Annotated in this window: 27 protein-coding genes; 6 read left to right on the plus strand and 21 right to left on the minus strand. The window is 67.8% G+C overall.

The annotated features are described in order from the left end of the window. Positions 1-12 precede the first annotated feature (12 nt). Positions 13-1911: an ATP-dependent zinc metalloprotease FtsH gene (ftsH, locus tag ACTJLD_RS08450; RefSeq protein ID WP_021163358.1), complete on the minus strand. Its 1899-nt coding sequence runs from the start codon at positions 1909-1911 to the stop codon at positions 13-15. 166 nt (positions 1912-2077) lie between these two features. Continuing rightward, positions 2078-2740, minus strand: a complete 663-nt coding sequence (locus ACTJLD_RS08455) for an RlmE family RNA methyltransferase (protein ID WP_021163359.1) — start codon at positions 2738-2740, stop codon at positions 2078-2080. Between the two features lie 193 nt (positions 2741-2933). Here ACTJLD_RS08455 and ACTJLD_RS08460 point away from each other — a divergent pair, with 193 nt between their 5' ends. Further along, complete coding sequence (locus ACTJLD_RS08460) at positions 2934-3461, plus strand: YhbY family RNA-binding protein (protein WP_027787876.1); 528 nt, start codon at positions 2934-2936, stop codon at positions 3459-3461. Positions 3462-3540: 79 nt separating this feature from the next. Here the strand turns inward: ACTJLD_RS08460 and ACTJLD_RS08465 are convergent, their stop codons facing one another. The 8 genes from ACTJLD_RS08465 to gloB form a co-directional block, all read right to left on the minus strand. After that, positions 3541-3999, minus strand: coding sequence for a DUF4149 domain-containing protein (locus ACTJLD_RS08465; protein WP_021163361.1), 459 nt, complete (start codon positions 3997-3999; stop codon positions 3541-3543). 14 nt (positions 4000-4013) lie between these two features. Then, complete coding sequence (greA, locus tag ACTJLD_RS08470) at positions 4014-4490, minus strand: transcription elongation factor GreA (protein ID WP_021163362.1); 477 nt, start codon at positions 4488-4490, stop codon at positions 4014-4016. A gap of 118 nt (positions 4491-4608) precedes the next feature. Next, positions 4609-7863 carry a carbamoyl-phosphate synthase large subunit gene (gene carB, locus ACTJLD_RS08475; protein WP_027787877.1) on the minus strand — a complete coding sequence of 1085 codons (3255 nt, stop codon included), beginning with the start codon at positions 7861-7863 and terminating at the stop codon, positions 4609-4611. Between the two features lie 49 nt (positions 7864-7912). After that, entirely contained in the window at positions 7913-8572 is a 660-nt protein-coding gene (gene leuE, locus ACTJLD_RS08480; RefSeq protein WP_124840043.1) for a leucine efflux protein LeuE, read from the minus strand. Positions 8573-8609: 37 nt separating this feature from the next. Then, entirely contained in the window at positions 8610-9755 is a 1146-nt protein-coding gene (gene carA / locus ACTJLD_RS08485; RefSeq protein WP_027787879.1) for a glutamine-hydrolyzing carbamoyl-phosphate synthase small subunit, read from the minus strand. Positions 9756-10120: 365 nt separating this feature from the next. Beyond that, positions 10121-11338 (minus strand): MFS transporter, encoded by a 1218-nt coding sequence (locus ACTJLD_RS08490; protein ID WP_301825548.1) that lies wholly within the window; start codon positions 11336-11338, stop codon positions 10121-10123. A 157-nt stretch (positions 11339-11495) separates the two neighbouring features. After that, positions 11496-13073 (minus strand): transglycosylase SLT domain-containing protein, encoded by a 1578-nt coding sequence (locus ACTJLD_RS08495; protein ID WP_059695581.1) that lies wholly within the window; start codon positions 13071-13073, stop codon positions 11496-11498. A gap of 151 nt (positions 13074-13224) precedes the next feature. Beyond that, positions 13225-14031 (minus strand): hydroxyacylglutathione hydrolase, encoded by an 807-nt coding sequence (gene gloB, locus ACTJLD_RS08500; protein ID WP_440658539.1) that lies wholly within the window; start codon positions 14029-14031, stop codon positions 13225-13227. 18 nt (positions 14032-14049) lie between these two features. On the opposite strand from gloB, the gene ACTJLD_RS08505 reads away from it, so the two are divergent. Genes ACTJLD_RS08505 through dnaQ form a run of 3 tightly spaced genes read left to right on the plus strand, consistent with a single transcriptional unit; the run spans position 14050 to position 16076 of the window. Then, on the plus strand, positions 14050-14862 hold the full coding sequence (locus tag ACTJLD_RS08505; RefSeq protein WP_027787882.1) for a class I SAM-dependent methyltransferase: 813 nt from the start codon (positions 14050-14052) through the stop codon (positions 14860-14862). Further along, the gene (rnhA, locus tag ACTJLD_RS08510; RefSeq protein ID WP_021163370.1) at positions 14859-15302 is read left to right on the plus strand and encodes a ribonuclease HI; all 444 of its coding nucleotides are present in this window, start codon (positions 14859-14861) and stop codon (positions 15300-15302) included. The genes ACTJLD_RS08505 and rnhA overlap by 4 nt, the downstream gene beginning before the upstream one ends. Positions 15303-15341: 39 nt before the next feature. After that, complete coding sequence (gene dnaQ, locus ACTJLD_RS08515; protein ID WP_027787883.1) at positions 15342-16076, plus strand: DNA polymerase III subunit epsilon; 735 nt, start codon at positions 15342-15344, stop codon at positions 16074-16076. 34 nt (positions 16077-16110) lie between these two features. Here the strand turns inward: dnaQ and ACTJLD_RS08520 are convergent, their stop codons facing one another. Beyond that, complete coding sequence (locus tag ACTJLD_RS08520; protein WP_059527239.1) at positions 16111-16443, minus strand: YnfA family protein; 333 nt, start codon at positions 16441-16443, stop codon at positions 16111-16113. A gap of 537 nt (positions 16444-16980) precedes the next feature. Here ACTJLD_RS08520 and proP point away from each other — a divergent pair. After that, positions 16981-18468: a glycine betaine/L-proline transporter ProP gene (proP, locus tag ACTJLD_RS08525; protein WP_059695577.1), complete on the plus strand. Its 1488-nt coding sequence runs from the start codon at positions 16981-16983 to the stop codon at positions 18466-18468. 108 nt (positions 18469-18576) lie between these two features. Here the strand turns inward: proP and ACTJLD_RS08530 are convergent, their stop codons facing one another. Beyond that, positions 18577-18783, minus strand: coding sequence for a hypothetical protein (locus ACTJLD_RS08530; RefSeq protein WP_080982016.1), 207 nt, complete (start codon positions 18781-18783; stop codon positions 18577-18579). Positions 18784-18946: 163 nt separating this feature from the next. Beyond that, on the minus strand, positions 18947-19576 hold the full coding sequence (locus ACTJLD_RS08535) for a glutathione S-transferase family protein (protein WP_059695575.1): 630 nt from the start codon (positions 19574-19576) through the stop codon (positions 18947-18949). A gap of 171 nt (positions 19577-19747) precedes the next feature. On the opposite strand from ACTJLD_RS08535, the gene ACTJLD_RS08540 reads away from it, so the two are divergent. Beyond that, on the plus strand, positions 19748-20965 hold the full coding sequence (locus tag ACTJLD_RS08540) for a polyhydroxyalkanoate depolymerase (protein WP_440658542.1): 1218 nt from the start codon (positions 19748-19750) through the stop codon (positions 20963-20965). A 7-nt stretch (positions 20966-20972) separates the two neighbouring features. On the opposite strand, the gene ACTJLD_RS08545 is transcribed toward ACTJLD_RS08540, so the two are convergent. The 8 genes from ACTJLD_RS08545 to mdcC form a co-directional block, all read right to left on the minus strand. Then, the gene (locus tag ACTJLD_RS08545) at positions 20973-21617 is read right to left on the minus strand and encodes a phosphoribosyltransferase (RefSeq protein WP_060196205.1); all 645 of its coding nucleotides are present in this window, start codon (positions 21615-21617) and stop codon (positions 20973-20975) included. 124 nt (positions 21618-21741) lie between these two features. Beyond that, positions 21742-22263 (minus strand): phospholipase D-like domain-containing protein, encoded by a 522-nt coding sequence (locus tag ACTJLD_RS08550; protein ID WP_027787890.1) that lies wholly within the window; start codon positions 22261-22263, stop codon positions 21742-21744. A 105-nt stretch (positions 22264-22368) separates the two neighbouring features. Continuing rightward, positions 22369-23301: an acyltransferase domain-containing protein gene (locus tag ACTJLD_RS08555; protein WP_440658544.1), complete on the minus strand. Its 933-nt coding sequence runs from the start codon at positions 23299-23301 to the stop codon at positions 22369-22371. Next, positions 23298-24164: a triphosphoribosyl-dephospho-CoA synthase MdcB gene (mdcB, locus tag ACTJLD_RS08560; protein WP_175810478.1), complete on the minus strand. Its 867-nt coding sequence runs from the start codon at positions 24162-24164 to the stop codon at positions 23298-23300. The genes ACTJLD_RS08555 and mdcB overlap by 4 nt, the downstream gene beginning before the upstream one ends. After that, on the minus strand, positions 24161-24829 hold the full coding sequence (mdcG, locus tag ACTJLD_RS08565; protein WP_440658546.1) for a malonate decarboxylase holo-[acyl-carrier-protein] synthase: 669 nt from the start codon (positions 24827-24829) through the stop codon (positions 24161-24163). Before mdcG ends, mdcB begins: the two co-directional genes overlap by 4 nt. Next, complete coding sequence (mdcE, locus tag ACTJLD_RS08570) at positions 24816-25523, minus strand: biotin-independent malonate decarboxylase subunit gamma (protein ID WP_440658547.1); 708 nt, start codon at positions 25521-25523, stop codon at positions 24816-24818. The genes mdcG and mdcE overlap by 14 nt, the downstream gene beginning before the upstream one ends. Further along, positions 25510-26445 (minus strand): biotin-independent malonate decarboxylase subunit beta, encoded by a 936-nt coding sequence (locus ACTJLD_RS08575; RefSeq protein WP_440658549.1) that lies wholly within the window; start codon positions 26443-26445, stop codon positions 25510-25512. Before ACTJLD_RS08575 ends, mdcE begins: the two co-directional genes overlap by 14 nt. Beyond that, the gene (gene mdcC, locus ACTJLD_RS08580) at positions 26442-26756 is read right to left on the minus strand and encodes a malonate decarboxylase acyl carrier protein (protein WP_021162697.1); all 315 of its coding nucleotides are present in this window, start codon (positions 26754-26756) and stop codon (positions 26442-26444) included. Before mdcC ends, ACTJLD_RS08575 begins: the two co-directional genes overlap by 4 nt. Positions 26757-26765: the final 9 nt, after the last annotated feature.

The following is a 26765-nucleotide window of genomic DNA, read 5'->3' on the forward strand; positions in this document are numbered from 1 at the left end:
AAAGAGCGGAGATTATGCCGCCGGCGAAGCAGGCGCCGGCGCGTTGCCGGCCTTCACCTCGGCGCTGCTGCCGCCACCCGACGAATCGCCGCCGACAGCCGGCGAGCTCTTCGGGGAGCGCGGCGGACGGCCTTCCATGATGTCGTTGATCTGATCGGCATCGATCGTCTCCCACTCCATCAGCGCGGCGGTCATCGCTTCGACCTTGTCGCGGTTCTCTTCGAGCAGGCGGCGCGCAAGGCCGTACTGTTCGTCGAGCACGCGGCGGATTTCCGAATCGACCTTCTGCTGCGTCGCTTCCGAGATCGTGCGCGTGAAGCCACGGCCGAACGGCGATGCATCGTTTTCGTCGTCGACGTAGACCATCGGCCCGAGCGCATCGGTCATGCCGAAACGGGCGACCATCGCGCGCGCCGTCTGGGTTGCCTTGTTGAAGTCGTCCGACGCACCGGTGCTGACGAGGTTCATGAACAACTCTTCCGCCACCCGGCCACCGAACAGGATCGCGAGGCGGTCCATCAGGTAGTCCTTCGAGTACGTTTCGTTGTCATGCTCCGGCAACTGCCACGTGACACCCAGCGCGCGACCGCGCGGAATGATCGTGACCTTGTGCACGGGGTCGGCCTTCGGCAGCAGCTTCGCGATCACCGCGTGGCCCGACTCGTGATAAGCGGTCGCACGCTTCGCTTCCTCGCGGATCACCGCCGACTTGCGCTCCGGACCCATGAAGATCTTGTCCTTCGCGTCTTCGAAATCCTGCATCTCGACGATGCGCTTGCCGCGGCGTGCGGCGAACAGCGCAGCCTCGTTCACGAGGTTCGCGAGATCGGCGCCCGAGAAGCCCGGCGTGCCGCGCGCGATGACTGCCGCATCGACGTCGTTCGCGATCGGTACCTTGCGCAGGTGCACGCGCATGATCTGTTCGCGGCCGCGGATGTCCGGCAGACCGACGTAGACCTGGCGGTCGAAACGGCCCGGACGCAGCAGCGCCTTGTCGAGCACGTCGGAACGGTTGGTTGCGGCGATCACGATCACGCCCGAGTTCGCCTCGAAGCCGTCCATCTCGACGAGCATCTGGTTCAGCGTCTGTTCGCGCTCGTCGTTGCCGCCGCCCATGCCGGCGCCGCGATGACGGCCGACCGCGTCGATTTCGTCGATGAACACGATGCACGGTGCATGCTTCTTCGCCTGTTCGAACATGTCGCGCACACGGGCCGCGCCGACGCCGACGAACATTTCGACGAAGTCCGAACCCGAGATGCTGAAGAACGGCACTTTCGCTTCACCCGCAATCGCGCGGGCCAGCAGCGTCTTGCCGGTACCCGGAGGGCCGACGAGCAGCACGCCGCGCGGAATGCGGCCGCCCAGTTTCTGGAATTTCTGCGGATCGCGCAGGAAGTCGACGAGCTCGGACACTTCCTCCTTCGCTTCGTCGCAACCCGCGACGTCGGAGAAGTTCACCGCGTTGTTGTTCTCGTCGATCAGCCGCGCGCGGGATTTGCCGAACGAGAACGCGCCGCCTTTGCCGCCTCCCTGCATCTGCCGCATCATGTAGAACCAGAACACGATTATCAGGATCGTCGGCCCGAGGTAGTACAGCGCGGACATCAGCGCGTTCGGCTCGTCGTCGGCCTTGCCGCTGACCTGCACGCCGTACTTCATCAGATCGCCAACCATCCAGATGTCGCCGGGCGACACGATCTGGTATTTCTGGCCATCAGCCGGAGTGACGGTGAGGTTGCGCCCCTGAACGATGACGTTCTTGACCTTGCCGTTCTTGGCGTCGTCCATGAACTGCGAATAGGACACGCCTTCCTGGACGCGGGGCTTGTCGAACTGCTTGAACACCGTAAACAGCACCAGTGCGATCACCAGCCACACCGCTGCCTTCGAAAACATATTGTTGTTCAAAGCACCACTCCTTCACTCGTAGACGAGCGCCTACATTTTCCTTGCGGCGCCCCTCGGTCATTCTAATCCAGTCCGACCACCCTCGCCATAAGCATTGACAACCGCCGCGATAGCGCTTCGCTTGTCTGGCAAGGGCCGGAGCCCGTTTGCGGCACCCCGCCGCGCATCAGCGCGGACGTTTCAGATGCCGACCCAAAATGAACGTTTCGGACGATTTGTCGCGGGACGCCTTCGGCTTGCGCGGCGCGACGGTCTTAAACTGCTGTTTGAATTTCTCGACGATCTGGCTGTAGCCGCTGCCGTGAAAACACTTCACGAGCAACGCACCATCCGGCTTCAGATGGTTCTGCGCGAATTCGAGCGCCAGATCGCAGAGATGCTCGATACGCGCCGCGTCCGCCGAGGCCACGCCGGAGAGGTTGGGGGCCATGTCGGAAATAACAAGGTCCACCGCGCGGCCTTCGAGCAATTCCTCGAGCTGGTGAAGGACGTCATCCTCGCGGAAGTCGCCCTGGAGGAAGTGGACGTCGGCGATCGGCTCCATCGGCAGGATGTCGAGCGCGACGATCGTGCCGTCGATGCCGCCTTCGCGCTCCGCGTCGCGCTTCTTGCCCTGCGCGAGCTTGTTGCGGGCATACTGGCTCCAGCTGCCCGGCGTCGCGCCGAGATCGACAATCACCTGGCCCGGACGGATCAGCTTGTCCTGCTCGTCGATTTCCTTCAGCTTGTACGCGGCACGCGCGCGATAGCCCTCCCGCTGCGCCATTTTGACGTACGGGTCGTTGATGTGGTCGTGCAGCCAGTGCTGGTTGAAGCGGTTTTTTGCCATTCGAAAGAGAGATTGCTGCCAATTGCTTCGTGAAGCCGCGCTTTTAGCGGATAATACGCGTCTTCTTCGCGCGGCTGCGGCCCCTTTTCGGGCCCAAGCCGCGATTTTACGTGGTTTCGGCGCACGGCTGACGCGGTAACTACCCGCGATCGCTTTTCAGTCAGCGCGCCCTTATTTAGATTTCGACATTTCCATGCCCGCCCTTTCGCTTTCTCCCGCCGAGCGCTCCGCGCTGCGCTCCCAGGCCCATGCGCTCAAGCCCGTCGTGCTGATCGGCGCCGAAGGGCTCACCGACGCCGTGCTGAAGGAAATCAAGGTGCACCTCGACGCGCACCAACTGATCAAGATCCGCGTGTTCGGCGACGAACGCGACGCGCGCATCGCGATCTACGACGAGATCTGCGATCGCCTGAGCGCGGCGCCGATCCAGCACATCGGCAAGCTGCTGGTGATCTGGAAACCCGAAGCTGCCGTTGCGGCCCCGGCGCGCGGCCGTCGTGCCGGCACGCTGCCGAGCGCGGCCGAAGCCGTGGACGACAAGAAAGGCCGTGCACCGCGCACCGTCAAGGTCGTCAAGGTGTCGCCGAACGCGAGCCCCGTGCGCCGTCCGCGGCCGGTCAAGGTCACGGTGCGCGGCAACGAACGCGTGACGGCGGGCGGTACCGTGAAGCGTGCGAAAAAGCGCCAGGCCAGCACGAAGCGTCCGTTCCAGGACAAGTAAGCATCGGGGCGGCACGGCTGCGCCGTACCGCCACCCTGCCCGCGGGCCCGGCATCGACCGGGCCTGCGCGGCACACGCGTCAGGCGTCGCGCGCCGGCAGACGCCAGATCAGCATCAGCCCCAGTACGCTCTCGACGAGGTAGAACACGCTCGAGACGCCGTGCAGCATCCCGAAGCGGCTCGCATACGGCGAATTCGCGATATCGGTGCCCGCGTCCATCGCGGCGACCCGCAGCGCGTTCATGAACGGCTGCAGCGCAAAATACCCGACCAGCACACATACGACCATCGCGGCGACGACCCAGCGCACGCGGCGATATTCGCTGCTGCCGCGTCGAACCTGCTGATTCGACAGCGCGAGCAGCAGCACGCCGCATACGACACCGAGGATCGCCTCGATACGGAACAACTGGGCGGCGACCGAACCGGCCGTCATCCGCTCCAGCGTCTTGAACAGCACGGGCGCGACCGCATACCCGATCGTCAGCAGGCTGCCGACCCACACGGCCGACAGCAGACGGAACACGCGATGCGGCATCGTGTCGCCCCGCTTCAGATGTAGCTGACCGAGATGATTTCGTATTCGCGCACGCCGCTCGGCGCCTGCACGGCCGCGACGTCGCCTTCGGACTTGCCGATCAGTGCACGCGCGATCGGCGAGCTGACCGAGATCAGGCCGTGGTCGATATCGGCTTCGTCGTCACCGACGATCTGGTACTTGACGGTGTCACCCGACTCGAGATCCTCGAGTTCGACGGTCGAGGCGAAAACCACGCGGCCTTCGGCGTCGAGCACGGTCGGATCGATGACCTGCGCGGCCGACAGCTTCGATTCGATTTCCGCGATACGACCCTCGATGAAGCCCTGCTTTTCCTTCGCGGCATCGTATTCGGCGTTTTCGGACAGGTCGCCCTGTGCGCGGGCCTCCGCGATCGCGTTGATCACGGCCGGCCGCTCGACGGACTTGAGGCGCTGCAATTCATCGCGCAGTTGCTCTGCGCCACGCTTTGTCAACGGAATGGTGCTCATAAACGGCTCAATCGCTAAAAACGGCTATAAAAAAAATCACCGCGATTAAGCGCGTTTCCGATGCACTGGAAACACCGCCTAATCGCGGCACGTGTTGCTTCTACAGGTAACTGACTGCTTAGTTTAGGCGAGCGTGAAGACCTTGTAAATCATAGACTTCCAGATCCTTCAGGTAGCGCAAGCCTTCGACTGCCGCGCGCGCGCCCGACATCGTCGTGTAGTACGTGACCTTGTGCGCCTGCGCGCTCATGCGGATCGAACGCGAATCGGCGATCGCCTGGCGCGTTTCGTCGACCGTCGTGAACACGAGTGCGATCTCGCCGTTCTTGATCATGTCGACGATGTGCGGACGGCCGTCCTTCACCTTGTTCACGACCTTCACCGGCACGCCGGCCGCTTCGATCGCGGCAGCCGTGCCCTTCGTCGCGACGATCGGGTAGCCGAGGTCGTGCAGCATGCGCGCGACTTCGACTGCCTTCGGTTTATCCGCATCCATCACGGTCAGCAGCACCGTGCCCGACTCCGGCAGGCGCGAACCGGCCGCGAGCTGCGACTTGAACAGCGCTTCGCCGAACGTCTGGCCGACGCCCATCACTTCGCCGGTGGAACGCATTTCAGGCCCGAGGACCGGATCGACAGTCGGGAACTTGACGAACGGGAACACCGCTTCCTTCACGCTGAAGTACGGCGGCTCGACTTCCTTCGTCACGCCCTGCTGCGCGAGCTTCTGGCCGACCATCGCGCGCGCCGCGATCTTCGCGAGCGGCAGGCTGGTCGCCTTCGACACGTACGGCACCGTGCGCGATGCGCGCGGGTTCACTTCCAGCACGTAGATGATGTCCTGCTTCGAACCGTCAGCCTGCGGCACCTGCTGGATCGCGAACTGAACGTTCATCAGACCGACCACGTTCAGCGCCTTCGCCATCGCGCCCGTCTGGCGCTTCAGCTCGGCCACGGTCTCCTTCGACAGCGAGTACGGCGGCAGCGAGCATGCCGAGTCGCCCGAGTGGACGCCTGCCTGCTCGATGTGCTCCATCACGCCGCCGATGAACACGGCTTCGCCGTCGCAGATGCAGTCGACGTCACACTCGATCGCGTCGTTCAGGAAGCGGTCGAGCAGCACCGGCGAATCGTTCGACACCTTCACGGCCTCGCGCATGTAGCGCTCGAGGTCGCGCGGCTCGTGGACGATTTCCATCGCGCGGCCGCCCAGCACGTACGACGGGCGCACGACCAGCGGATAGCCGATTTCGGCCGCCAGTGCGAGCGCTTCGTCTTCGGCGCGCGCGGTGCGGTTCGGCGGCTGGCGCAGGCCGAGGTCCTGCAGCAGCTTCTGGAAGCGTTCGCGGTCTTCGGCCGCGTCGATCATGTCCGGCGACGTGCCGACGATCGGCACGCCGTGCGCCTCGAGGTCGAGCGCGAGCTTCAGCGGCGTCTGGCCGCCGTACTGGACGATCACGCCGACCGGCTTTTCCTTGTCGACGATCTCGAGCACGTCTTCGAGCGTCAGCGGCTCGAAGTACAGGCGGTCGGACGTGTCGTAGTCGGTCGACACCGTTTCCGGGTTGCAGTTGACCATGATCGTTTCGTAGCCGTCCTCGCGCATCGCGAGCGCCGCGTGCACGCAGCAGTAGTCGAACTCGATGCCCTGGCCGATCCGGTTCGGGCCGCCGCCCAGCACCATGATCTTCTTGTTGGTGGTCGGCTGCGCCTCGCACTCTTCCTCATAGGTCGAGTACATGTACGCGGTTTTCGTCGCGAACTCGGCCGCGCACGTGTCGACGCGCTTGTAGACCGGGCGCACGTTGAGTTCGATGCGGCGCTTGCGGACGTCTTCCGGCGTCGCGCCGAGCAGCTTCGCGAGACGGCGGTCGGAGAAGCCGCTCTGCTTCAGGTAGCGCAGCTCGTCGAACGTCAGCGACGCGAGCGTGCGGCCCGCGAGCGCCTTTTCCTTCAGGATGATCTGCTCGATCTGCTCGAGGAACCACGGGTCGATCGCGGTTTCCGCGAAGATTTCCTCGGCCGTCATGCCGATGCGGAACGCATCGCCGACGTACCAGATGCGATCCGGGCCCGGCTCGTGGATCTCGATCGCGATCTCGTCGCGGTCGGTCGACTTCTCGTCGAGACCGTCGACACCGACTTCGAGGCCGCGCAGCGCCTTCTGGAACGATTCCTGGAACGTGCGGCCGATCGCCATCACCTCGCCGACCGACTTCATCTGCGTGGTCAGGCGCGAATCGGCTTCACGGAACTTCTCGAACGCGAAACGCGGGATCTTCGTGACGACGTAGTCGATGGTCGGCTCGAACGACGCCGGCGTCTGGCCGCCGGTGATTTCGTTCTTCAGCTCGTCGAGCGTGTAGCCGACGGCCAGCTTCGCCGCGACCTTCGCGATCGGGAAGCCCGTTGCCTTCGATGCGAGCGCCGACGAACGCGACACGCGCGGGTTCATTTCGATGACGACCATGCGGCCGTCCTTCGGGTTGATCGAGAACTGCACGTTCGAGCCGCCCGTGTCGACGCCGATCTCGCGCAGCACCGCGAGCGATGCGTTACGCAGGATCTGGTATTCCTTGTCGGTGAGCGTCTGCGCCGGCGCGACCGTGATCGAGTCGCCGGTGTGCACGCCCATCGGGTCGAGGTTCTCGATCGAGCAGACGATGATGCAGTTGTCGGCGCGGTCGCGCACGACTTCCATCTCGTATTCCTTCCAGCCGAGCAGCGACTCTTCGATCAGCAGCTCGCGCGTGGGCGACAGGTCGAGACCGCGCTTGCAGATCTCCTCGAACTCTTCGCGGTTGTACGCGATGCCGCCGCCCGAGCCGCCGAGCGTGAACGACGGACGGATCACGACCGGGTAGCCGCTGCCGCCGGTGCCGGCCATGATCTCGGCGTGCACCTGGGTCGCTTCTTCCATCGAGTGCGCGATGCCCGACTTCGCGGAACCGAGACCGATCTTGGTCATCGCTTCCTTGAACTTCTGGCGGTCTTCCGCCTTGTCGATCGCTTCCGGCGACGCGCCGATCAGCTCGACGCCGAACTTCTCGAGCACGCCGTGGTGGTGCAGGTCGAGCGCGCAGTTCAGCGCGGTCTGGCCGCCCATCGTCGGCAGGATCGCGTCCGGGCGCTCCTTCTCGATGATGCGCGCGACGACTTCCCACGTGATCGGCTCGATGTAGGTCACGTCGGCCGTGTTCGGGTCGGTCATGATCGTCGCCGGGTTGCTGTTGACGAGAACGACCTTGTAGCCCTCCTCACGCAACGCCTTGCAAGCCTGCGCGCCCGAATAGTCGAACTCGCACGCCTGGCCGATGATGATCGGGCCGGCGCCGATGATGAGGATGCTCTTGATGTCTGTGCGTTTTGGCATGGCTTGTGAATTCAATAAGTAATCGTTGTCGTGGGTCGGCCGGCTACGCTCAGCTCATCGTGGCGAGCGCGAGCTTCACCGAGAAACCGATGAACAGGCCGCCCACGCTGCTCGCCGCGCCTGCTGCAAGCTTGCGGCGGCGGCGGAAGTGCTCGGCGAGCCGCGCACCCGCGAAGATCAGCGTGCTCAGGTACAGGAAGCTCGCGCATTGCGCGATCGCCCCGAGCACGACGAACGACAGCGCGGGATGCGGGAATGCCGGGTCGACGAACTGGATGAAGAACGAGATGAAGAACAGGATCGCCTTCGGATTCAGCAGGCTCACGATCAGCGCCTTGCGGAACGGACGCTCGCCGTCGACCGCGGGCGGTACATCGGCCGGCGCATCGGCGCGCGCGCGCAGCTTCTGCCACGCGCTGCGCAGCATGCCGGTGCCGATGTAGAGCAGATACGCGGCGCCGCCGTACTTGACGACGGAGAACAGCAGCGGGTTCGCCTTCAGCAGCGACGCGACGCCGGCGGCGGACAGCACCATCAGCACCGTGTCGCCGACGAACACGCCGCACGCCGCGCGATAGCCGGCCTTCACGCCGCGCTGCGCCGCGAGCGACAGCACGTACATCGAGTTCGGCCCCGGCAGCAGGATGATGAAGATCACGCCGAACACGTAGGTCCAGATATCCGTGATGCCGAGTGCGTGGCCGAACATGATGCGAATCTCCCGTCCTTCGGTTGCGTCGGTTGCGTTAAGCGTTGCGCTGCTTCGCCGCGTCCATCAGCGCGGTGAAGCGGTCGAACAGATAGCCGATGTCGTGCGGGCCGGGCGACGCTTCCGGGTGGCCCTGGAAGCAGAATGCCGGCTTGTCGGTCAGCTCGAAGCCCTGCAGCGTGCCGTCGAACAGCGATACGTGCGTCACGCGCGCGTTGGCCGGCAGCGAATCCGCATCGACCGCGAAGCCGTGGTTCTGCGACGTGATCACCACGCGGCCGTCGCCGAGATCCTTCACCGGGTGGTTCGCGCCGTGGTGGCCCGTCTTCATCTTCAGCGTCTTCGCGCCGACCGCGAGGCCCATGATCTGGTGACCCAGGCAGATGCCGAAGGTCGGCACGCCGCGCTCGATGAATTGCTTCGTGGCCGCGATCGCGTAGTCGCACGGTTCCGGATCGCCGGGGCCGTTCGACAGGAAAATGCCGTCCGGATTCAGCGCGAGCGCATCTTCCGCGCTCGCCTCGGCCGGCAGCACCGTCACGTGGCAGCCGCGTTCCGCGAGCATGCGCAGGATGTTGTACTTGACGCCGAAATCGTAGGCGACGACACGGTACTTCGGCGCTTCCTGCATGCCGTAGCCGCCTTCGAGGCGCCATTCGGTCTGCTTCCACTCGAACGGCTTCGTGGTCGACACGACCTTCGCGAGATCCATGCCCGCGAGACCCGGGAACGAGCGCGCGAGTTCGATCGCTTTCGCTTCGTCGTCCGAACCCGTCAGGATGCAGCCGTTCTGCGCGCCCTTGTCGCGCAGGATGCGGGTCAGCTTGCGGGTGTCGATGCCGGCGATCGCGACGACACCTTCGTCGCGCAGGTAGTCGCCGAGCGTGCGGTCCATGCGGAAGTTCGATGCGAGCGTGGGCAGATCACGGATGATCAGGCCGGCGGCATGGACTTTCGTGGCTTCGACGTCTTCGGCGTTCACGCCGACGTTGCCGATATGCGGATAGGTGAGCGTGACGATCTGGCGCGAGTAGCTCGGATCGGTCAGGATTTCCTGATAGCCGGTGATCGCGGTATTGAACACGACTTCGCCGATCGTATGGCCTTCGGCCCCGATCGAATAACCACGAAAGACCGTGCCGTCGGCGAGTGCAAGCAAGGCGGGAGTAAAAGACGGCAACACGGGAGGCTCCTTGGGGAACACCCTGCTGCCGACCTGTTTACCCTGCCGCGCGAGCGCCGCGCTGCGTGGGCGCGCGTGGTCGCTAGCTGAACGCGGCCTGCGTTGTCGAGACGCGAACCCGGCGCGTGGCGCACGAGGCTTCGCGGCATCGCCCGGCAGGCGGCGTGCGGCGGATGAACGGGATGTATGAGGTAGGCGCTAGGGTGCGAGGTTGATCAGCACAAACTTTCAAATTATAGCCTGAAAATGGCCTTATCTTCAATCGATACGGCCGTCCGATCGTGCGTGCGCGACGCGCGGCGGCGCGAAGCAGCGCGCTGCGGCCCCGTTTTACGCGACCGCCCTGCCCCGAGCGTACCGCCGGATCAGTGCACTTGGCCAGCGCCGCGCGCGGGCCATACGTACCAGACCGCGCTCGCGAGCTGCAGCGCGAGCAACACACCCCATGCCGTGAAGTGCGCGGCGGCCGGATAGCGGCCGTCGACCGCGGGCCAGTGCGACAGCACCGCGCCGACACCGATCTGGAACGCAAAGATCAGCAGGAAGATCACGAGCGTGAGCGTCGTGTTCGCGCGGCCGATCAGATGCGCGGGAAAATGTCCGGCCATCACCGCGTAGGTCAGGATGCCGACGCCGCCAAACATCCCGTATGCGGCCCACAGAACGGCCGGCGGCAACGGCACGCGCGCCACGATCGCAACCTGCGTCGCGACGAACAACGCCATGCCGATGCCGCAGAACGCGTACACGGACACGCCGCGCCGCTCGAGCACGCGCGCCGCGGCGCCGAAGCCGACGCAGCCGGCCATCATCGCGAAGCCGAGCACCGACACGAGGCGCGCCGCATGCGGCGCATCGAACCCCGCGACGTCGCGCAGGTACGGCCCGACCCACAGCGACTGCATCGCGTAGAACACCCCCTGCGTGACGACGGAGAACGACGATATCTTCCAGAACGCACGGCTGCTCAGGATATGCCACGTGCCCTTGAACTGGCTGACGAGCCCACCCTGGTGACGCACCTGCTTCGCCTCCGGCGCGCCCAGGCCGATCGACGCCGCGACGGCCACCGTCAGCACCGCGAGGCCGAAACAGATCGCGCGCCAGCTCGTCCAGCCGAGCAGCCAGGTCAGCGGCGAGCCGACCATCACGCCGCCGAGGCCGCCCACGGCCATCACGAGACCGTTCACGAGCGGCAGCCGGCCGACCGGGAAATGCTGCGCGAGCGCCTTGAACGCCGCGCCGAGACACACCGACACGCCGACGCCGATCAGCAGCCGGCCGACCATCATCGTGCCGAGGCTGTGCGCGGCACCGAACACGGCTGCGCCGGCGGCCGCGAACAGCAGCATGCCGGCCGTCACGCGGCGCGGGCCGAAGTGATCGAGCATCACGCCGGCCGGGATCTGCGCGCCCGCGAAGCCGAGGAAATAGAGACTGGTGAGCAGGCCGAGATCGGCGGCCGACAACCCGAGCTCGTGCGTGACGAACGGCGCGAAGCCCAGATTGACGCCGCGAAACACATACGACACGAAATACCCGACCGAAAACAGCGCGAGCACCCTCACCTGCACCGACGACATCGCCTCTCCTTGTTATATGAAGGCATTCAAGGCGGCACCCCCGCGCCGCGCACAAACAAAAACGCCGTCACCTCGGTGACGGCGTTTCGTCGCATTTCGTCGGATGATAACGCAATCGCACGAACCGGGCCGGCCGCGCGATGCGCTCGCGACTGCGTTATTTCTTCTTGCCCTTGTGCGTTGTGGCCTTGGCCGGCGCCGCTTTCGTCGCTTTCGTCGCTTTCGTCGATTTGGCCGCCGGCTTCGCCGCGCCGCGCTTCGCGCCGTGCGACTTGCCACCCACCGCCAGGCTCGCGCGCTCGATGTGCGCACCGGCGGCCGACGTCGCGATCCGTTCCGGACCGGGCTCCGCCGGCACCGAACGGCCGACCGGCACGTGCAGCACGAGCGCCTGGCCCGGCATCACGAGATCGCGGTGCGTGCGGTTCCACGCCTTGAGCTGGCCGACCGACACGCCGTAGCGGCCGGCGATCGCCGCCATCGACTGCTTGCGGCGCACGCGGATCAGCATCTTGCGCGTGTCGGGCACATCGGGTTCCATCGCGAGCGCGCCGTTTTCGGCGACGTCGGCACTGATGTCCTCGTCGTCGTCATCGCCGCGCGGCACGACGATCGTCGAGCCCGGCTTCAGGCGCATGCCGGCCGGAATCTTGTTGATCGACATCAGCGTATCGGCGTCCACGCCGATCTTCTCGGCGATCGCGGCCGGCCGTGCACGTTCGCTGACCGTATAGGTGGTCCACGACGAAAGCTGGCCGTTGTAGGCTTTCAGGTTCTTCTCGAACGCCGACGCGTTGTCGAACGGCAGCAGAATTTGCGGCTCGGTCGCGCCGAGGATCACCGGCTTCGAGAACGACGGGTTCAGCGAGCGGAATTCGTCGAGCGACAGGTTCGCGAGCTTCGCGGCGACCGCCACGTCGATGTCGCGCGACGTCGTGACCGTCACGAAATACGGGTGGTTCGGGATGTCCGGCAGCGTCAGGCCGTACTGCTGCGGGCTCGCGATGATGTTCTTCACCGCCTGCAGCTTCGGCACGTAGTTGCGCGTCTCGTTCGGCATCCGCAGGTTCTGGTAGTCGGTCGGCAGGCCGGCCGCCTGGTTGCGCGCGATCGCACGCTGCACGTTGCCCTCGCCCCAGTTGTACGCGGCCAGCGCGAGATACCAGTCACCGAACATGTCATGCAGGCGCGACAGGTAGTCGAGCGCGGCGCTCGTCGACGCAAGCACGTCGCGGCGCTCGTCCTGCCACATGTTGCGCTTCAGGTTGTAGGTACGACCCGTGCCGGGCATGAACTGCCACATGCCGGCCGCCTTCGCGACCGACAGCGCCTGCGGGTTGTACGCGGACTCGATGAACGGCAACAGCGCGAGCTCGGTCGGCATGTGACGCGCCTCGAGCTCCTCGACGATGTGATACAGGTACTTCTGCGAGCGCTCGGTCATGCGCTGCACGTAGTCGGGCCGCTGCGTGTACCAGGTCGTCTGCATGTCGACGAGGTCGCTCTGCAGGTCGGGCATCTGGAAACCGCGGCGGATGCGGCCCCAGAGGTCGGAGTCTGCACTGGTCAGGTCGCCGACGGATTGCTTGTCGACGTCGACAGTTTCTTTGGCGGTGGCTGATTTACGGAGGTAGTTGGACGTCGCCTGCGAATCGGCGGCGTTGTTGGCGACAGGGGCCTGGCTCGCACAAGCGGCGAGCAGCAGAACCACCATCGCACTCAATATAAGTCGCATGAAAATCTCGGCTTCCGACGGCTGGAAATTGCAGGCGATACTACGGAAGTGCGTGCTTCACGTCAATAAAAACACCGAAAACTCAGCGAAATCCTACATTTGGAGCAATTTTTACAGACTCCGCTTGAGCTTTGGAGTCCTCCGGAAATCGTCATCGGAACCGGTTTTTCCATTCGCGCATCAGCGTGAACGCCGTCAGACGATCCGGCACCGTTTCATGCAACTCGGCCTCGAGCGTGGCATGAATCGCCGCGCTGTCCGCCCGCATGAACGGGTTAACGGCACGCTCGTGAGCAATCGTAGTGGGCAGCGTCGGCACACCCCGCGCGCGCAGCGCCTGCGCTTCGTCGCGCCACGCAGCGAGCGCCGCATTGCCGGGCTCGCATGCGAGCGCGAAGCGAATATTGGACAGCGTGTATTCGTGGGCACAATGCACGCGCGTGTCGCCCGGCAGCGCGGCGAGCGCGTCGAGCGACGCGAGCATCTGCGCGGGCGTGCCCTCGAACAGGCGGCCGCAGCCGCACGAGAACAGCGTGTCGCCGCAGAACACGTGCGGCGCCGCGTTGCGCGGCCCGGCCGCCTGGAAATAGGCGATGTGGCCGCGCGTGTGGCCGGGCACGTCGAGCACGTCGAATGCGACGGACGGTGCGTCGAGCGTCACGCGATCGCCGCCTGCCAGCGGCCGCGTGACCACGCCGATCGCCTCGGCCGCGGGGCCGTAAACCGCGAGCGGAGCATCGTCCGGTTGGCTATCGCGCAGTGCCGCGACACCGCCGACGTGGTCGGCATGATGGTGCGTGAGTAAAATAGCGGTCAACCGCCAGCCTCGTTTGGCAAGAACCCGGCGCACCGGCGCGGCTTCACCCGGATCGACGGCGATCGCATCGCGGCCGTCCGAGACGAGCCAGATATAGTTGTCATCGAATGCCGGAACCGGCACGTATTCCAGCTCGTTCATGGGCGCGCAATCATCGTTATGTCTGACCGTCAAATTATAGACTGGCCCGCCTGGACCGACTCGCCTCCCGGCCGCTACGTGCTGGGCTGGGAGCAGGCGCAGCTCGACCGGATCGTGTCCGACGTCTTCGGGTTCCACGCGCTGCAGCTCGGCCTGCCGCAGCTCGACGCGCTGCGCGAGAACCGCATGCCGTATCGCGGCCTCGTGCTCGATCCGGCGAGCGGCGCGAGCGCGCCCTATCAGTATCCGTGGGCCCGCGAAGCCCATTCGCCCGAGCATGCGCCCGCCGATCGCAGCACGACCTGGTGCGACCTGCTCGACCTGCCGTTCGAGTCGCAGAGCGTCGACCTGATCGTGATGCCGCACACGCTCGAATTCACGTCCGATCCGCACCGCCTGCTGCGCGAGGCCGAGCGCGTGCTGATGCCGGAAGGCCAGCTCGTGATCACCGGCTTCAATTCGCTCAGCCTGTGGGGCATGCGGCAATCGTTCGGGCGCATGGCGAACCGTCCGTTCGTGCCGGCCACGCGCGACCAGATCGCGTTCATCCGGCTCAAGGACTGGATCAAGCTGCTCGGCTTCGACCTCGAACGCGGCCGCTTCGGCTGCTACCGGCCGCCGCTCGTCACCGACAAGTGGCTGGCCCGCTACGGCTTCATGGAAGCCGCCGGCGACCGCTGGTGGCCGATCTTCGGCGCCGTCTACATGGTGACGGCCGTCAAGCGCGTGCGCGGCATGCGCCTCGTCGGCCAGATCCGGATGAAGAAACCCGTGCTCGCACCGGGCCTGACGCCGGCGGCCTCCCCGACCACCCATCAAGAACATTCATGACAATCGATACGATCGACATCTATACCGACGGCGCCTGCAAGGGCAACCCCGGCCCCGGCGGCTGGGGCGCATTGATGCGCTACGGCGACAAGGAAAAGGAGCTGTTCGGCGGCGAGCCGAACACGACCAACAACCGCATGGAGCTGATGGGCGTGATCGCCGCGCTCGAAGCGCTGAAGCGGCCGTGCCAGGTGATCGTGCACACCGACTCGCAATACGTGCAGAAAGGCATCAGCGAGTGGATCCACGGCTGGAAGAAAAAAGGCTGGGTCACCGCGGCGAAGACGCCCGTGAAGAACGCCGACCTGTGGAAGCGGCTCGACGCGCTCGTCGCGCAGCACGAGGTCGAGTGGCGCTGGGTCAAGGGCCACGCGGGCCATCCCGAAAACGAGCGCGCGGATGCGCTCGCGAATCGCGGCGTCGAATCGCTCACGGCCTGAACGCGGGCCGCCCCCCCTGTTTCCTACGTTTTCCCCGACATGCGCCAGATCATTCTCGATACCGAAACCACCGGCCTGAACGCCCGCACGGGCGACCGCCTCATCGAAATCGGCTGCGTCGAGCTGCTGAACCGGCGGCTCACCGGCAACAACCTGCACTTCTACGTGAACCCCGAGCGCGACAGCGATCCGGGCGCGCTGGCGGTGCACGGCCTCACGACCGAATTCCTCAGCGACAAGCCGAAATTCGCGGAAGTCGCCGACCAGATCCGCGACTTCGTGAAGGACGCCGAGCTGATCATCCACAATGCGCCGTTCGACCTTGGCTTTCTCGACGCGGAATTCGCGCGGCTCGGCCTGCCGCCGTTCACCGAACATTGCGGCGGCGTGATCGACACGCTCGTGCAGGCCAAGCAGATGTTCCCCGGCAAGCGCAACTCGCTCGACGCGCTGTGCGACCGCTTCGGCATCAGCAACGCGCACCGTACGCTGCACGGCGCACTGCTCGACTCGGAACTGCTCGCCGAGGTCTATCTCGCGATGACGCGCGGCCAGGACAGCCTCGTGATCGACATGCTCGACGACGCGGGTGCCGACGGCGGCGCGGCAAACGGCCAGCGCGTGTCGCTCGCCGCGCTCGACCTGGCCGTGGTGGCCGCGAGCGACGACGAGCTCGCCGCGCACCAGGCGCAGCTCGACGAGCTCGACAAGTCGGTCAAGGGCACCTGCGTGTGGCGCCAGTCCGCCGACGCGGGCGCCGCCGAAACGGCCTGAAACACACGGCACACGGCATGCGCCGCGGCCGCGCTCACGCGCGCGGCTGCAGCGCGATGACCGCCATTCCGCCGAGCGCGAGCGCCGCGCCGGCCACGTCCCAGCGGGTCAGCGCGACGCCGTCGACCACCCGCAGCCAGACCAGCGCCACCGCGATGTACACGCCGCCGTACGCGGCATAGGTGCGCCCCGCCGCACTCGGGTGCAGCGTCAGCAGCCACGCGAACAACGCGAGCGACAGCGCGGCCGGCAGCAGCAGCCACACCGGCCGCCCCTCCTTCAGCACGAGCCACGGCAGGTAACAGCCGACGATTTCGGCCAGCGCGGTGGCGGCGAACAGCGCCGCGATCCTCATCAGTTCGGTCATCCGGTTCCTCGTGAATTCGCCCCCGTCACCGCGAGGCGGCACGGCCCCGCCGCGCGCCGCCGATCATACCCGAGCCGCCCCCGCCGAACGCTCCGCCAGACGGGCGTTTCCCGGCAATTTGCACGATCATCCGTCATCGTGCTATCATGTCGCCTGTTTCAACATTCAATCTCTGTCTATTCGATTTCGAGAGAAGTCCGTCCGCGCGTGCGGGCCGGCCCTTCGACCGAAATTGCACCCACAGGAAAGCCCGCCCGACAGGCCCGCTTTTCTCGTTCGTTGCCCCTCCGGGGCGCTTGCCGGAACGCCGGACATCGTCCGCACCGGCATCTGCCGCTTGCATCACGCGGCCCATTCTTCATGAGCGCACTGTCGCGACGGCCCATCGGGCCCGCGTCGAAGCAGCCCCTTACGGCCCTTTACCGCCGCTTGTGCAGTAAATGCTTAATGGCCTGCCCCGACGCGCCGCGCACGACACCGCGCTCGCCGGCAAACCGTGTCGGACGGCCCGCCCGTTCGGCGCAGTCAAAGGAGTGCATGACCTTGACCGCAACACACGTCAGCCCGACCGCTGCCTCTTCCTCCGCTTCGTCGTCCGGCGAAGCCCCGCTCGTCGCGGACGACATCACCGTCGTCGACCAGAGCCTGCTCAAGCGCGCCGTCAGCGCGATGGCCATCGGCAATGCGATGGAATGGTTCGACTTCGGCGTCTACAGCTACATCGCCGTCACGCTCGGCAAGGTGTTCTTCCCGTCCAGCAGCCCGTCCGCGCAGCTGCTCGCCACCTTCGGCACATTCGCGGCCGCCTTCCTCGTGCGCCCGCTCGGCGGCATGGTGTTCGGCCCGCTCGGCGACCGCATCGGCCGCCAGCGCGTGCTCGCCGCCACGATGATCATGATGGCCGTCGGCACCTTCGCGATCGGCCTCATTCCCAGCTACGCGTCGATCGGCATCATGGCGCCCGTGCTGCTGCTCGTCGCCCGCCTCGTGCAGGGCTTCTCGACCGGCGGCGAATACGGCGGCGCGGCCACCTTCATCGCCGAGTTCTCGACCGACAAGCGCCGCGGCTTCATGGGCAGCTTCCTCGAATTCGGCACGCTGATCGGCTATGTGATGGGTGCCGGTGTCGTCGCGCTGCTCACCGCGTCGCTGTCGCAGGAGGCGCTGCTGTCGTGGGGCTGGCGTGTGCCGTTCCTGATCGCCGGCCCGCTCGGCCTGATCGGCCTGTACATCCGGATGAAGCTCGAGGAAACGCCGGCGTTCAAGCGCCAGGCCGAGGAGCGCGAAGCGCAGGACAAGGCCGTGCCGAAGGCGCGCTTCCGCGAAACGCTGATGCGCAACTGGCGTGCGCTGCTGCTGTGCGTCGGCCTCGTGCTGATCTTCAACGTGACCGACTACATGGTGCTGTCGTACCTGCCGAGCTTCATGTCGTCGACGCTGCATTTCGACGAATCGCACAGCCTCGTGCTCGTGCTGATCGTGATGGTGCTGATGATGCCGCTGACGCTCGCCGCCGGCCGCCTGTCCGACCGGATCGGCCGCAAGCCCGTGATGCTCGCCGGCTGCGTCGGCCTGCTCGCGCTGTCGATCCCGTCGATGATGCTGATCCATGCCGGCACCACGGCATCGGTGTTCAGCGGCCTGCTGATCCTCGGCGTGCTGCTGTCGTGCTTTACCGGCGTGATGCCATCGGCGCTGCCGGCACTGTTCCCGACGGAGATCCGCTACGGCGCGCTCGCCATCGGTTTCAACGTGTCGGTGTCGCTGTTCGGCGGCACGACGCCGCTGGTCACCGCGTGGCTCGTCGACGTCACGCACAACCTGATGATGCCCGCGTACTACATGATGGGCGCCGCCGTGATCGGCATCGTGTCGGTCGTCGCGCTCGCCGAAACCGCACGCCAGCCGCTCAAGGGCTCGCCGCCGGCCGTCGCGACGCGCCGCGAAGCCCACCAGCTCGTGCGCCAGATGCGCGAGGACGACGATTCGGGCATGTACCCTGCCGTGTCGACCGCACGCGCCTGAGCGTCGCCCATGAAAAACCCCGGCCGAAGCCGGGGTCCGATCGAATCCGATCCGCCCGACCGGCTTGCGCCGGCCGGGCTTTTTTTCATCCCCTCGCCGCGTACGCGCTCATGCGTGCGCTTCGCAGTTGCGGCAGAACAGCAGTGCGCGCGATCGCGACACGGCCGCCTGTGCACCACGCGTCGCGACGATCAGCCCGACCTGACCGAGATTGAAATCGCGCTCGACCATCAACTGCGTCAGCGCGGCAAGCGGCAACACGACGGACGGGTGGTACAGGCTCGATTCGATCAGGGTTCGCATCATCAGCTCCATCAGGCAAGGCGTCATTCGATGGAGTGGATTCTAGGGATCGGCGCCCGCCGGATAAACCGCGCGAATGCGAAGTCACTTGTCAGCCGCGGAGAACAATCCGCCGACGCTTGCCTGGCAAGGCCCGGCGGGCAGCCGGCAGCAGCCGGATAGCCCGCCGGCGGGCCTACGCAAGCGGCGTTTCGACGAAGGCCGGCAGCGCTTCCGCCCGCGCGGAATGCGCGGCGAGCGCCGGATAACGGGCCGGATCGATCCGCGCGAGTACCGGGTAGTCGGCCGCCATGAATTGCGTGAAGCGCCATGCGACCGCCACCGTCACGTCGGACTGCAGCAGGCGCGCGCCGCCGAACCAGCCGTTCGCGGCGGCGACGAGCGGCTCCAGTGCACCGTATGCGCCCTCGATCTGGCTCAGCACGCGCTCGAGCCACGGCGCGTGCTGCTTGTCGGCCGGACGCAGCGCCTGCTCGTAGACGACCTGCACGCTCTTCTCGGCAGCTGCCAGCGCGAAACCGACCGGCACGAGCGTGTTCAGGCGCGCGGCCGCATCCTCGGGCAGCAGCCGCCGCGCGGGCGCGACCCGATGATCGAGATAATCGACGATCAGCGACGAATCCATCAGCGTCGCACCGTCGTCGGTCACGAGCGTCGGTGCCTTGACGACCGGATTGATCGCCCTGAACTGCTCGACATGACGGAACACCGAGAGCGACTCGTGTTCGAACGGGAGGTCGAGCAGCTTCGCCGAAATGGCGACACGGCGCACGAACGGGGAATCCAGCATGCCGATCAGCTTCATCGCAAACGCTCCGCTTGAGGGAATGGGATCGACGACTGTAGCAGCGCCGCAGCGCTTCGCCTAGCGCGCCCGTGCGCTTGATGCGCCTCGGCCGGCCGCACGCGGGGCTCACGTTGTCCGGCCGCAGTGACCATAATGCAAGTTCACGCCCCTTCCGCCCCAAGGTTCGCCATGTGGTACGCCCTCGTCGAGCAGCAGCGGGAATGGATGCGCGCCTGGCGCGCGGCGACGCGGCATGCGTTCGACGCGTGGCCCGCGGCCACGCTGCCGCACGCCGCATCGTCGTGCTACGACGACCTGTTCGAGCCGCTGCTCGGGCCGCCGGGCGAGCCCCCGCACTTCGACATCGGGTGGCCGGCCGTCGCCGAGCGCATCGTCGCGCGCACGCCGTTCTGCGACCTGCGGCGCTTCACGCGCGTCGACGCGCGGCGCACGGTACTGCTCTGCGCGCCGCTCGCCGGGCATGCGGCCGTGATGATGCGGGAAACCGTCGAGACGCTGCTCGCGGACGGCGACGTCTGCGTGACCGACTGGCGCAATGCGCGCGACGTGCCCCTCGCGGCGGGCCGCTTCGGGCTCGACGAATATGTCGCGACGCTCGACGGCTTCGTCGACGGGCTCGCGCACGACGACCGGCCGCTGCATGTCGTCGCCGTGTGCCAGGCAACCGTGCCGGTGCTCGGCGCGCTCGCGCTGCGCGCGGCTCGCGGTCTCGCCCCGCCCGCGAGCGTCACGCTGATCGGCGGCCCGCTCGACGCGCGCCGGAATCCGAGTGCGCTCGGCACCGCCGCCGCGACCCATTCGCTGGGCTGGTGCCGCCGCCACCTGATCGACGTCGTGCCGCCGGGTTTCGCGGGGCATGGCCGCCACGTGTTTCCCACCTATCTGCAGCAGGGCGAGATCGCACTCGTGTACCCGCAGCGCTTCCTGTCGCTGATCGAAGCGTACGCGCTGGCCGCGTCGCGCTTCGACATGACCGGGCTCGCCGGCGCACGGCGTGCGCTGCTCGAATACACGGCGCTGCTCGACATGCCCGCCGAGTATTTCCTCGACACGGTCGACATCGTGTTCCAGCGCATGAGCCTCGCGGTCGGTACCTGGGACGTGGGTGGGCGGCGCGTCGAGCCGGCCGCGCTGCGCGGCGTCGCGCTGCTGACCGTCGAAGGCGCATGCGACGCGGTCACGGGCGCCGGCCAGACGCATGCGGCGCTCGACATGTGCAGCGGCCTCGCCGACGACGAGCGCTACCGCATCGACATCGGCGACTGCGATCACTACGGGCTGTTTACCGGGGTGCGCTGGCGCGGGGAGGTCCATCCGATGCTGCAGCGCCTGTTCGCGTGGGCCGAAACCCGTCGCCCCCGCCCGCGCCGCATCAGGCGCACGTGATGCCGCGTCAGGGCCGGGCCGCGTCGAGCAACGCGCGTACCTCGTCGTCGCTGGTCTGCTCGAAGCGCGCGTAGAACTGGCTGATCCCGAAGAACGGCAGCGGCTGCCACACCGTGACGAACGCATCGGCCAGATCGTCGAACGCGTGCCGCGCACCCGCCGGCGCGACCGGCGCAGCCGCGACGATGCGCGCCGGGTGACGCTCGCGCAACGTCTGCAGCGCGACGCGCATCGACGCGCCGGTCGCGACGCCGTCGTCGACGACGATCGCAATGCGCCCCTCGACCGGCAGCGGCGGCGCGGCACCGCGATACAGCGCCTCGCGGCGATGCAGTTCGACGGTCTCGCGCGCGATCACATCGGCGAGCTGCGCGTCGGACACGCCCATCGAGCGGAGCACCGAACGCTGCAGATGAATCGCACCGCCCGTCGCGATCGCGCCCATCGCGAGCTCGGGATCGGATGGCACGCCGAGCTTGCGTACGACCAGCACGTCGAGCGGCGCGTGCAGCGCGCAGGCGACCGGATACGCGACGGGCACACCGCCGCGCGGCAAGGCGAGCACGACGACATTGCCGCGGCCCGCATAATCGCGCAACGCGCCGGCCAGCTGGCAGCCGGCATCGGTACGATCGGCAAAACACTCGAACACGTTCGGCTCCCTGCCGTTGCGCCGGAGGCGCGAAACCCGCGTCGGCGCCTGTCAACGAGCATGGTTCATCGGCGGCGCCGATGCAAGCAGGGTCACACCGGCGCGCGGGTACCGAAGGAAAGGGTCAGAGGCCGCCGGCCTGCCGGTACAGCCGCCAGAACGACTGCGCATAGGATTGCGCGAGCTCGGGCGCGCGCTGGAACACGTTCACCGTTTCCGCATGCGCAGCCGCCCCTTCGGACAGCGTCGTCAGCGCGACGCTGTCGTCCACGATCACGAAGCGCGGCGCGGGATCGCCGTGCCGCGACTCGATCGCCACGTCGATACCCGACGCTTTCAGATAGCCCGCGCCGCTGTACCGGCCCGCGTGCGGCGAACGCACGAGCACGACACGCACCTCGATCCCGCGCGAGCGGGCCGCGCGCAGCGCGCTCGCGACCGCCGGCGGCACGTGCGTATAGCCGGCCAGCAACACGCGACGCTGCGCCTGCTCGATCAGGTCGACGGTCGCGTCGGCCGCCGCATTGTCATACGAAAAGTATGTGCCGACCGATGCGGCGTCGGACGGAATCTGGCTGGCGTGGGCGCTCGCCGCGCAGCAGAGCGCGGCGAGAAGGAAGGCGGCTGGTCTCATGGCGGGCGCCATTTTAGCGACGCCAATTCGTGTGGCAAGCGCCGGTTGCAAGGCTGCTGCGCCGGCGCAACACACAGTGCGAAAGGCGACTCCGGCGAGGGGCTTCCGGGCCGTCGATCAGCCCGCCGCGACGCGCGCGAGCCAGCTCGCGACGCCGTCGACGGAACGGAAATCCGCGAGGCTGCGCGCCGGCAGCGCGGGATATGCGCTACCGGCCATCTCGGCCAGCGCGCGGCCGGGGCCGAGCTCGAGGAACGCGGTCGCACCGGCCTCCACGCACGCGGCAAGACAGGCCGCCCACTCGACCGGCTCCGCGATCTGCCGGGCCAGCTTGTCGAGTCCCGCGTCGACGTCGAGCACCGACGCGCCGTCGATACCCGAAAAGAGCCGCGTGCCGGGCAGCGGCCGCCGCACGTGAGCGGCGGCGAGCGACGCGCGAAACACCGGCACGGCCGCGGCGATCCGGCGCGTGTGCGACGCGATCCGCACGCAGACGGGCGCGACGCGCAGCGCACCGTCGCGCGACGCGTCGTCGGCCACCGCATCGACATCGGGCTGGCGCCCCGCGACCACGAACGCGTCGCCCGGGTTCGCGATCGCGATCGCCGCGTCGCGGCCGTCGCACAATCGCGCAAGCCGAGCGCGCGTCAGGCCGCGCACGAACACCATCCGCTCGTCGCCGCCGCTTGCGGCATCCATGGCACGCGCACGCGCATCGGCCAGGTCGAGCGCGGCGTCCGGCTCGATCATCCCCGCGACGCTCCACGACGCGACTTCGCCGACGCTGTAGCCGGCGACGCAGCGCCGGCGCGGCCACACCGCGTCGAGCAGCGCGGCCGCCGCGAGCGCCTGGAGCGTGCAGAGGATCTGCGCGGCACGGTTTTCACGCAGCGCGTCCGGCCCGGCGTGCCGCACCCACGCGCGCGGATCGTCGCCGAGCAGCCGGCCGGCGTGGGCGAACAGCGCGTCGGCCTGCGGCGCGGTGCCGGTCAGGTCGAACATGTCGGCGCGCTGCGCGCCCTGTCCCGAACAGAGGATGGCCAGCGTCATCGCGCGCCTCCGTCGGCTTCGAGCGCATCGACGAAGACGCTCATCGCGAGCAGGTCGGCCGCGCCGCCCGGGCTCAGCCGGCGCGCGACGAACGCACGATGCACGGCGGCCGCGCGTAGCCGCCAGTCGCGCGCGCGCACGCCGCCGCGTGCGACGAACGCGCGTGCGGCCGCTTGCGCGAATTCGAGGCCGTCCTGTCCGCCCCGGTGCAGCAGGTTCGTATCGTCGAGTGCGGCGATCAGCGCGAAGCACGCGTCGACGCGCGCCGCTTCCGGGTCGCCGGGCAGGTCACGCCGCGCGCGGCGCAGCGCGGGCAGCCCGACCGCATAGACGGTCGTGAAACCGTCGGCCGCCTCGCGGCGCGCGCCGCCGACGCCGTAGCGGCGGCTCGCGCGTTCGCCGTGGCTGTCGGGCAGGCGCGGGCCGCCGAGGATATCGGCGCCCCAGCGGCGGGAGACGAACGCGCCGAGCGTCGTCCCGCCCGGCACGGCGCCCGGCGTCGCACGCCGGCCCGCCGCCGCGCACAGCAGCCCGAGCCCGAAGATCGCGCCGCGATGCGTGTTGACGCCGCCCGTCGCGGCGAGCATCGCGTGCTCGGCACGCAGGCCGATCTTGCGCAGCACGGCCATGTCCGCATCGCGCGCGCCTGCGTCGGCCAGTTCCGCGAAGTAAGGCCGCAGCACGGCGGCGCTGCGTGCGAACGTCGCGGCATCCATGTCGGTGTGACTGCCGGTGTCGACGTGACTGACGAGCCCCGGCTTCGGATAGGTCTCGATCTCGAGCATGAGGCTGCGCTCGGCCAGTTCGGCGATGCACCCGGCTTCGGACGGCGCCGGTATGCGGCAGGCGGCCCATGCACTCATCGCGCACCCCCGGTGAAGGCGTCGACCGGCATCAGTTCGACGGCGATCGCCGTCTTGACCGCGACTTCAGGCTGCCGCGCATGCAGTTCGCGCCAGTTGACGCCCGCGCCGTCGTCGCGCAGCAGTTCGCCGTCGATGCGCATGGGCGCGCGCCCGTCGATCGACGCGAGGCCGTCGAGCAGCGGCGCGACCGATGCAGCTTCCGGTAGCGGGAACACGATGTCGAGGTCGGACGACTCGCCCAGGTACGGCTCGCCCGTCAGCGCCTGCCATGCGAGGCTGCCGAACACGCGGCCCTGCACGCCGCACCGCGCGCCGAGCGCATCGAGCTCGTGCAACGGCGTGCGCCACGCGTCGGGCGCGGCCGCAAGCACGTCGGACAATGTGGGCAGCGGGCCGACCGTCGCGAGCGCATCGGCCGCTGCGTTCAGCGCGATGCGCCGCTTGCCCGCGGACGGCGGCAGCGGCAGGCCGAGCGGCACGCGGCCGGCATCGGCCTCGTCGGGCGACGCGCGGCGCACGATCAGCGGCCGGCCGCGCGCGGCCCACGCCTGCACAAGCGGATCGGCGGCGAGCGCGGGATCGCGCGCGAATGCCGCGCCCCACCCCGCCGCCGTCAACGTGACGAGCGTGTGGCGGCGCAGCGGCATCTCAGCGCGCGACACGCGCGAGCGCCTCGACGCGACGCGCGACATCGGCAGCCACCGGCCGGCCGCGCGCAGCGCGCCGGTCGACGCGCTCGGCCGGCTTGCCGAGCCATTCACCGACCTGCGCGTCGAGCGCGCGGGCCGGATCGAGCACGGCGTCGACGGCGCCCATCTTCACGAGATTGTCGAGCCCCGGCGCGAACACCGGCGTCGAGCGCGCCATCTCCTTCAGCACGTCGATCGGCAGCTTGGTCACGCGCGACATCGACGGCAGGTCCATCACTTCCGGTTCGGCGCCCGGCACCGCAAGCAGCGTACGCGTCGCGAGCGCGGTCGCGATGAACGCGCCGGCGGCCGTGTGGCCGTACAGCACGCCGATCGTCCGGTGCCCGGCGAGATCCGCGTGCATCAGGCACTTCGCGAGATGCGACAGCCCCTCGTTCAGGCCGAGCAGTTCGTCGCGCTTGCTCATCCGCTGGCTGTCGCTGTCGACGAGCACGAGGATCGGCGTGTCGCCGCCGCGCGCGATCGTGTCGAGCACGCGCGCCGCGAGCGTCAGCGCCTCGTCGATGCCGAACGGCAAACGGTCAGCGACGCCGATCACGTCGACGCGTGTACCGGCCAGTTCCGCGTGCCCCGTCAGCAGGCCGCCGGTGCGGGCGATCGAATGGCCTTGGGGAAACAAGGCGTTCAGCACTTCATCGAGCGTCATGCGTGCTCTCCTGCAATTGATCCGCGAGCGACGCGAACGTGTCGTCCGGCATGCCCGGAATCGCTTCCGACTTGTCGGCCCCGAGCGTGCGCCAGACGTCGAGCGCATCGTGGCATGCGCCGAACCGTTCGACACGCGCCTCGAGACGCGCCTGCTCGGCACGCAGCATCGCCGCATCGAATGTCGGCGCCCGCCCGATCAGCTCGAGCGCCGCCGCGCGGAATGCGTCCGGCGTGTCGGCCACGTAGCGATCCGCGCCGCCGATCAGCCGCCGGTGCTTGCCGCCCATCGTGCGCCAGATCAGCGCGCGGTCCTTCGAATCGAACTCCTCGACGCCGCGATTGGTTTCGATGACCTCGGGGCCCGACACGCTGATACGGCCCTGCTCCGACACCGCAAGCGCCGAGCAGCATGCGGCGAGCAACCCGCCGCCGCCGTAGCAGCCCGCGCGCCCGCCAATCAGCCCGATCACCGGCACGCCGGCCGCACGCGCTTCGACGAGCGCGCGCATGATCTCGGCAATCGCGAGTTCGCCCGCGTTCGCCTCCTGCAGCCGCACGCCGCCCGTATCGAACAGGATCAGCACCGGCTTGCCGACTTCGCGCGCGGCGCGCAGCAGCCCGGTGAGCTTCGCGCCGTGCACTTCGCCGAACGCCCCGCCCATGAAGCGGCCTTCCTGCGCGGCGACGAACACCGGCTGCCCGTCGAGCCGGCCGTGGCCGACCACCATCCCGTCGTCGAACTGCTGCGGCAGGTCGAACAGCGGCAAGTGCGGGCTCGTCACGCGTTCGGCCGGCCCGAGGAATTCGTCGAAGCTGCCCGCGTCGAGCAGCCCGTCGACGCGCTGCCGCGCCGACGCTTCGTACCAGCTCGCTCCATTCGCGACGAACGCGGGCGCATCGTGGATCGCGTCGTTCATCATGCGTCCCCTTCGATCGCGCGCACGGCCTGCGCGAGCCGCAGCGACACCATGTCGGGCCGCGCGCCGCCGTCGTTGATCGACAGCTTCAGGCCGCCCGGCGTGCGCCGCTCGACGAAATCCGTGACGACGGCCTGCCACACCGCACCGAAACCGACCGCCGCGGTGCGGATGTCGATCTCGCATTCGTTGCCCGGCAGCACGCGCTCGACGAGCACCTCGAGATTGCCGGATGCCACCACGCCGACGAGCGCCGCGGCCAGCTCGCCCTTCGCGCGCTCGCGCGCGGTGAAGCGATAGTTCAACTGTTCCATGCCCTCTTC

Origin of the sequence: Burkholderia sp. 22088 (assembly GCF_052045915.1) — a bacterium.
Classification (GTDB): Bacteria; Pseudomonadota; Gammaproteobacteria; order Burkholderiales; family Burkholderiaceae; genus Burkholderia; species Burkholderia cepacia.

Bases quoted from the DNA above. Each gene is read 5' to 3' on its own strand.
- ACTJLD_RS08455 (WP_021163359.1), bottom strand. From the start codon at position 2,740: ATGGCAAAAAACCGCTTCAACCAGCACTGGCTGCACGACCACATCAAC.
- ACTJLD_RS08460 (WP_027787876.1), top strand. From the start codon at position 2,934: ATGCCCGCCCTTTCGCTTTCTCCCGCCGAGCGCTCCGCGCTGCGCTCC.
- ACTJLD_RS08465 (WP_021163361.1), bottom strand. From the start codon at position 3,999: ATGCCGCATCGCGTGTTCCGTCTGCTGTCGGCCGTGTGGGTCGGCAGC.
- greA (WP_021163362.1), bottom strand. From the start codon at position 4,490: ATGAGCACCATTCCGTTGACAAAGCGTGGCGCAGAGCAACTGCGCGAT.
- carB (WP_027787877.1), bottom strand. From the start codon at position 7,863: ATGCCAAAACGCACAGACATCAAGAGCATCCTCATCATCGGCGCCGGC.
- leuE (WP_124840043.1), bottom strand. From the start codon at position 8,572: ATGTTCGGCCACGCACTCGGCATCACGGATATCTGGACCTACGTGTTC.
- ACTJLD_RS08490 (WP_301825548.1), bottom strand. From the start codon at position 11,338: ATGTCGTCGGTGCAGGTGAGGGTGCTCGCGCTGTTTTCGGTCGGGTAT.
- ACTJLD_RS08495 (WP_059695581.1), bottom strand. From the start codon at position 13,073: ATGCGACTTATATTGAGTGCGATGGTGGTTCTGCTGCTCGCCGCTTGT.
- gloB (WP_440658539.1), bottom strand. From the start codon at position 14,031: ATGAACGAGCTGGAATACGTGCCGGTTCCGGCATTCGATGACAACTAT.
- ACTJLD_RS08505 (WP_027787882.1), top strand. From the start codon at position 14,050: ATGTCTGACCGTCAAATTATAGACTGGCCCGCCTGGACCGACTCGCCT.
- rnhA (WP_021163370.1), top strand. From the start codon at position 14,859: ATGACAATCGATACGATCGACATCTATACCGACGGCGCCTGCAAGGGC.
- dnaQ (WP_027787883.1), top strand. From the start codon at position 15,342: ATGCGCCAGATCATTCTCGATACCGAAACCACCGGCCTGAACGCCCGC.
- ACTJLD_RS08520 (WP_059527239.1), bottom strand. From the start codon at position 16,443: ATGACCGAACTGATGAGGATCGCGGCGCTGTTCGCCGCCACCGCGCTG.
- proP (WP_059695577.1), top strand. From the start codon at position 16,981: ATGACCTTGACCGCAACACACGTCAGCCCGACCGCTGCCTCTTCCTCC.
- ACTJLD_RS08530 (WP_080982016.1), bottom strand. From the start codon at position 18,783: ATGGAGCTGATGATGCGAACCCTGATCGAATCGAGCCTGTACCACCCG.
- ACTJLD_RS08535 (WP_059695575.1), bottom strand. From the start codon at position 19,576: ATGAAGCTGATCGGCATGCTGGATTCCCCGTTCGTGCGCCGTGTCGCC.
- ACTJLD_RS08540 (WP_440658542.1), top strand. From the start codon at position 19,748: ATGTGGTACGCCCTCGTCGAGCAGCAGCGGGAATGGATGCGCGCCTGG.
- ACTJLD_RS08550 (WP_027787890.1), bottom strand. From the start codon at position 22,263: ATGGCGCCCGCCATGAGACCAGCCGCCTTCCTTCTCGCCGCGCTCTGC.
- ACTJLD_RS08555 (WP_440658544.1), bottom strand. From the start codon at position 23,301: ATGACGCTGGCCATCCTCTGTTCGGGACAGGGCGCGCAGCGCGCCGAC.
- mdcB (WP_175810478.1), bottom strand. From the start codon at position 24,164: ATGAGTGCATGGGCCGCCTGCCGCATACCGGCGCCGTCCGAAGCCGGG.
- mdcE (WP_440658547.1), bottom strand. From the start codon at position 25,523: ATGACGCTCGATGAAGTGCTGAACGCCTTGTTTCCCCAAGGCCATTCG.
- ACTJLD_RS08575 (WP_440658549.1), bottom strand. From the start codon at position 26,445: ATGATGAACGACGCGATCCACGATGCGCCCGCGTTCGTCGCGAATGGA.
- mdcC (WP_021162697.1), bottom strand. From the start codon at position 26,756: ATGGAACAGTTGAACTATCGCTTCACCGCGCGCGAGCGCGCGAAGGGC.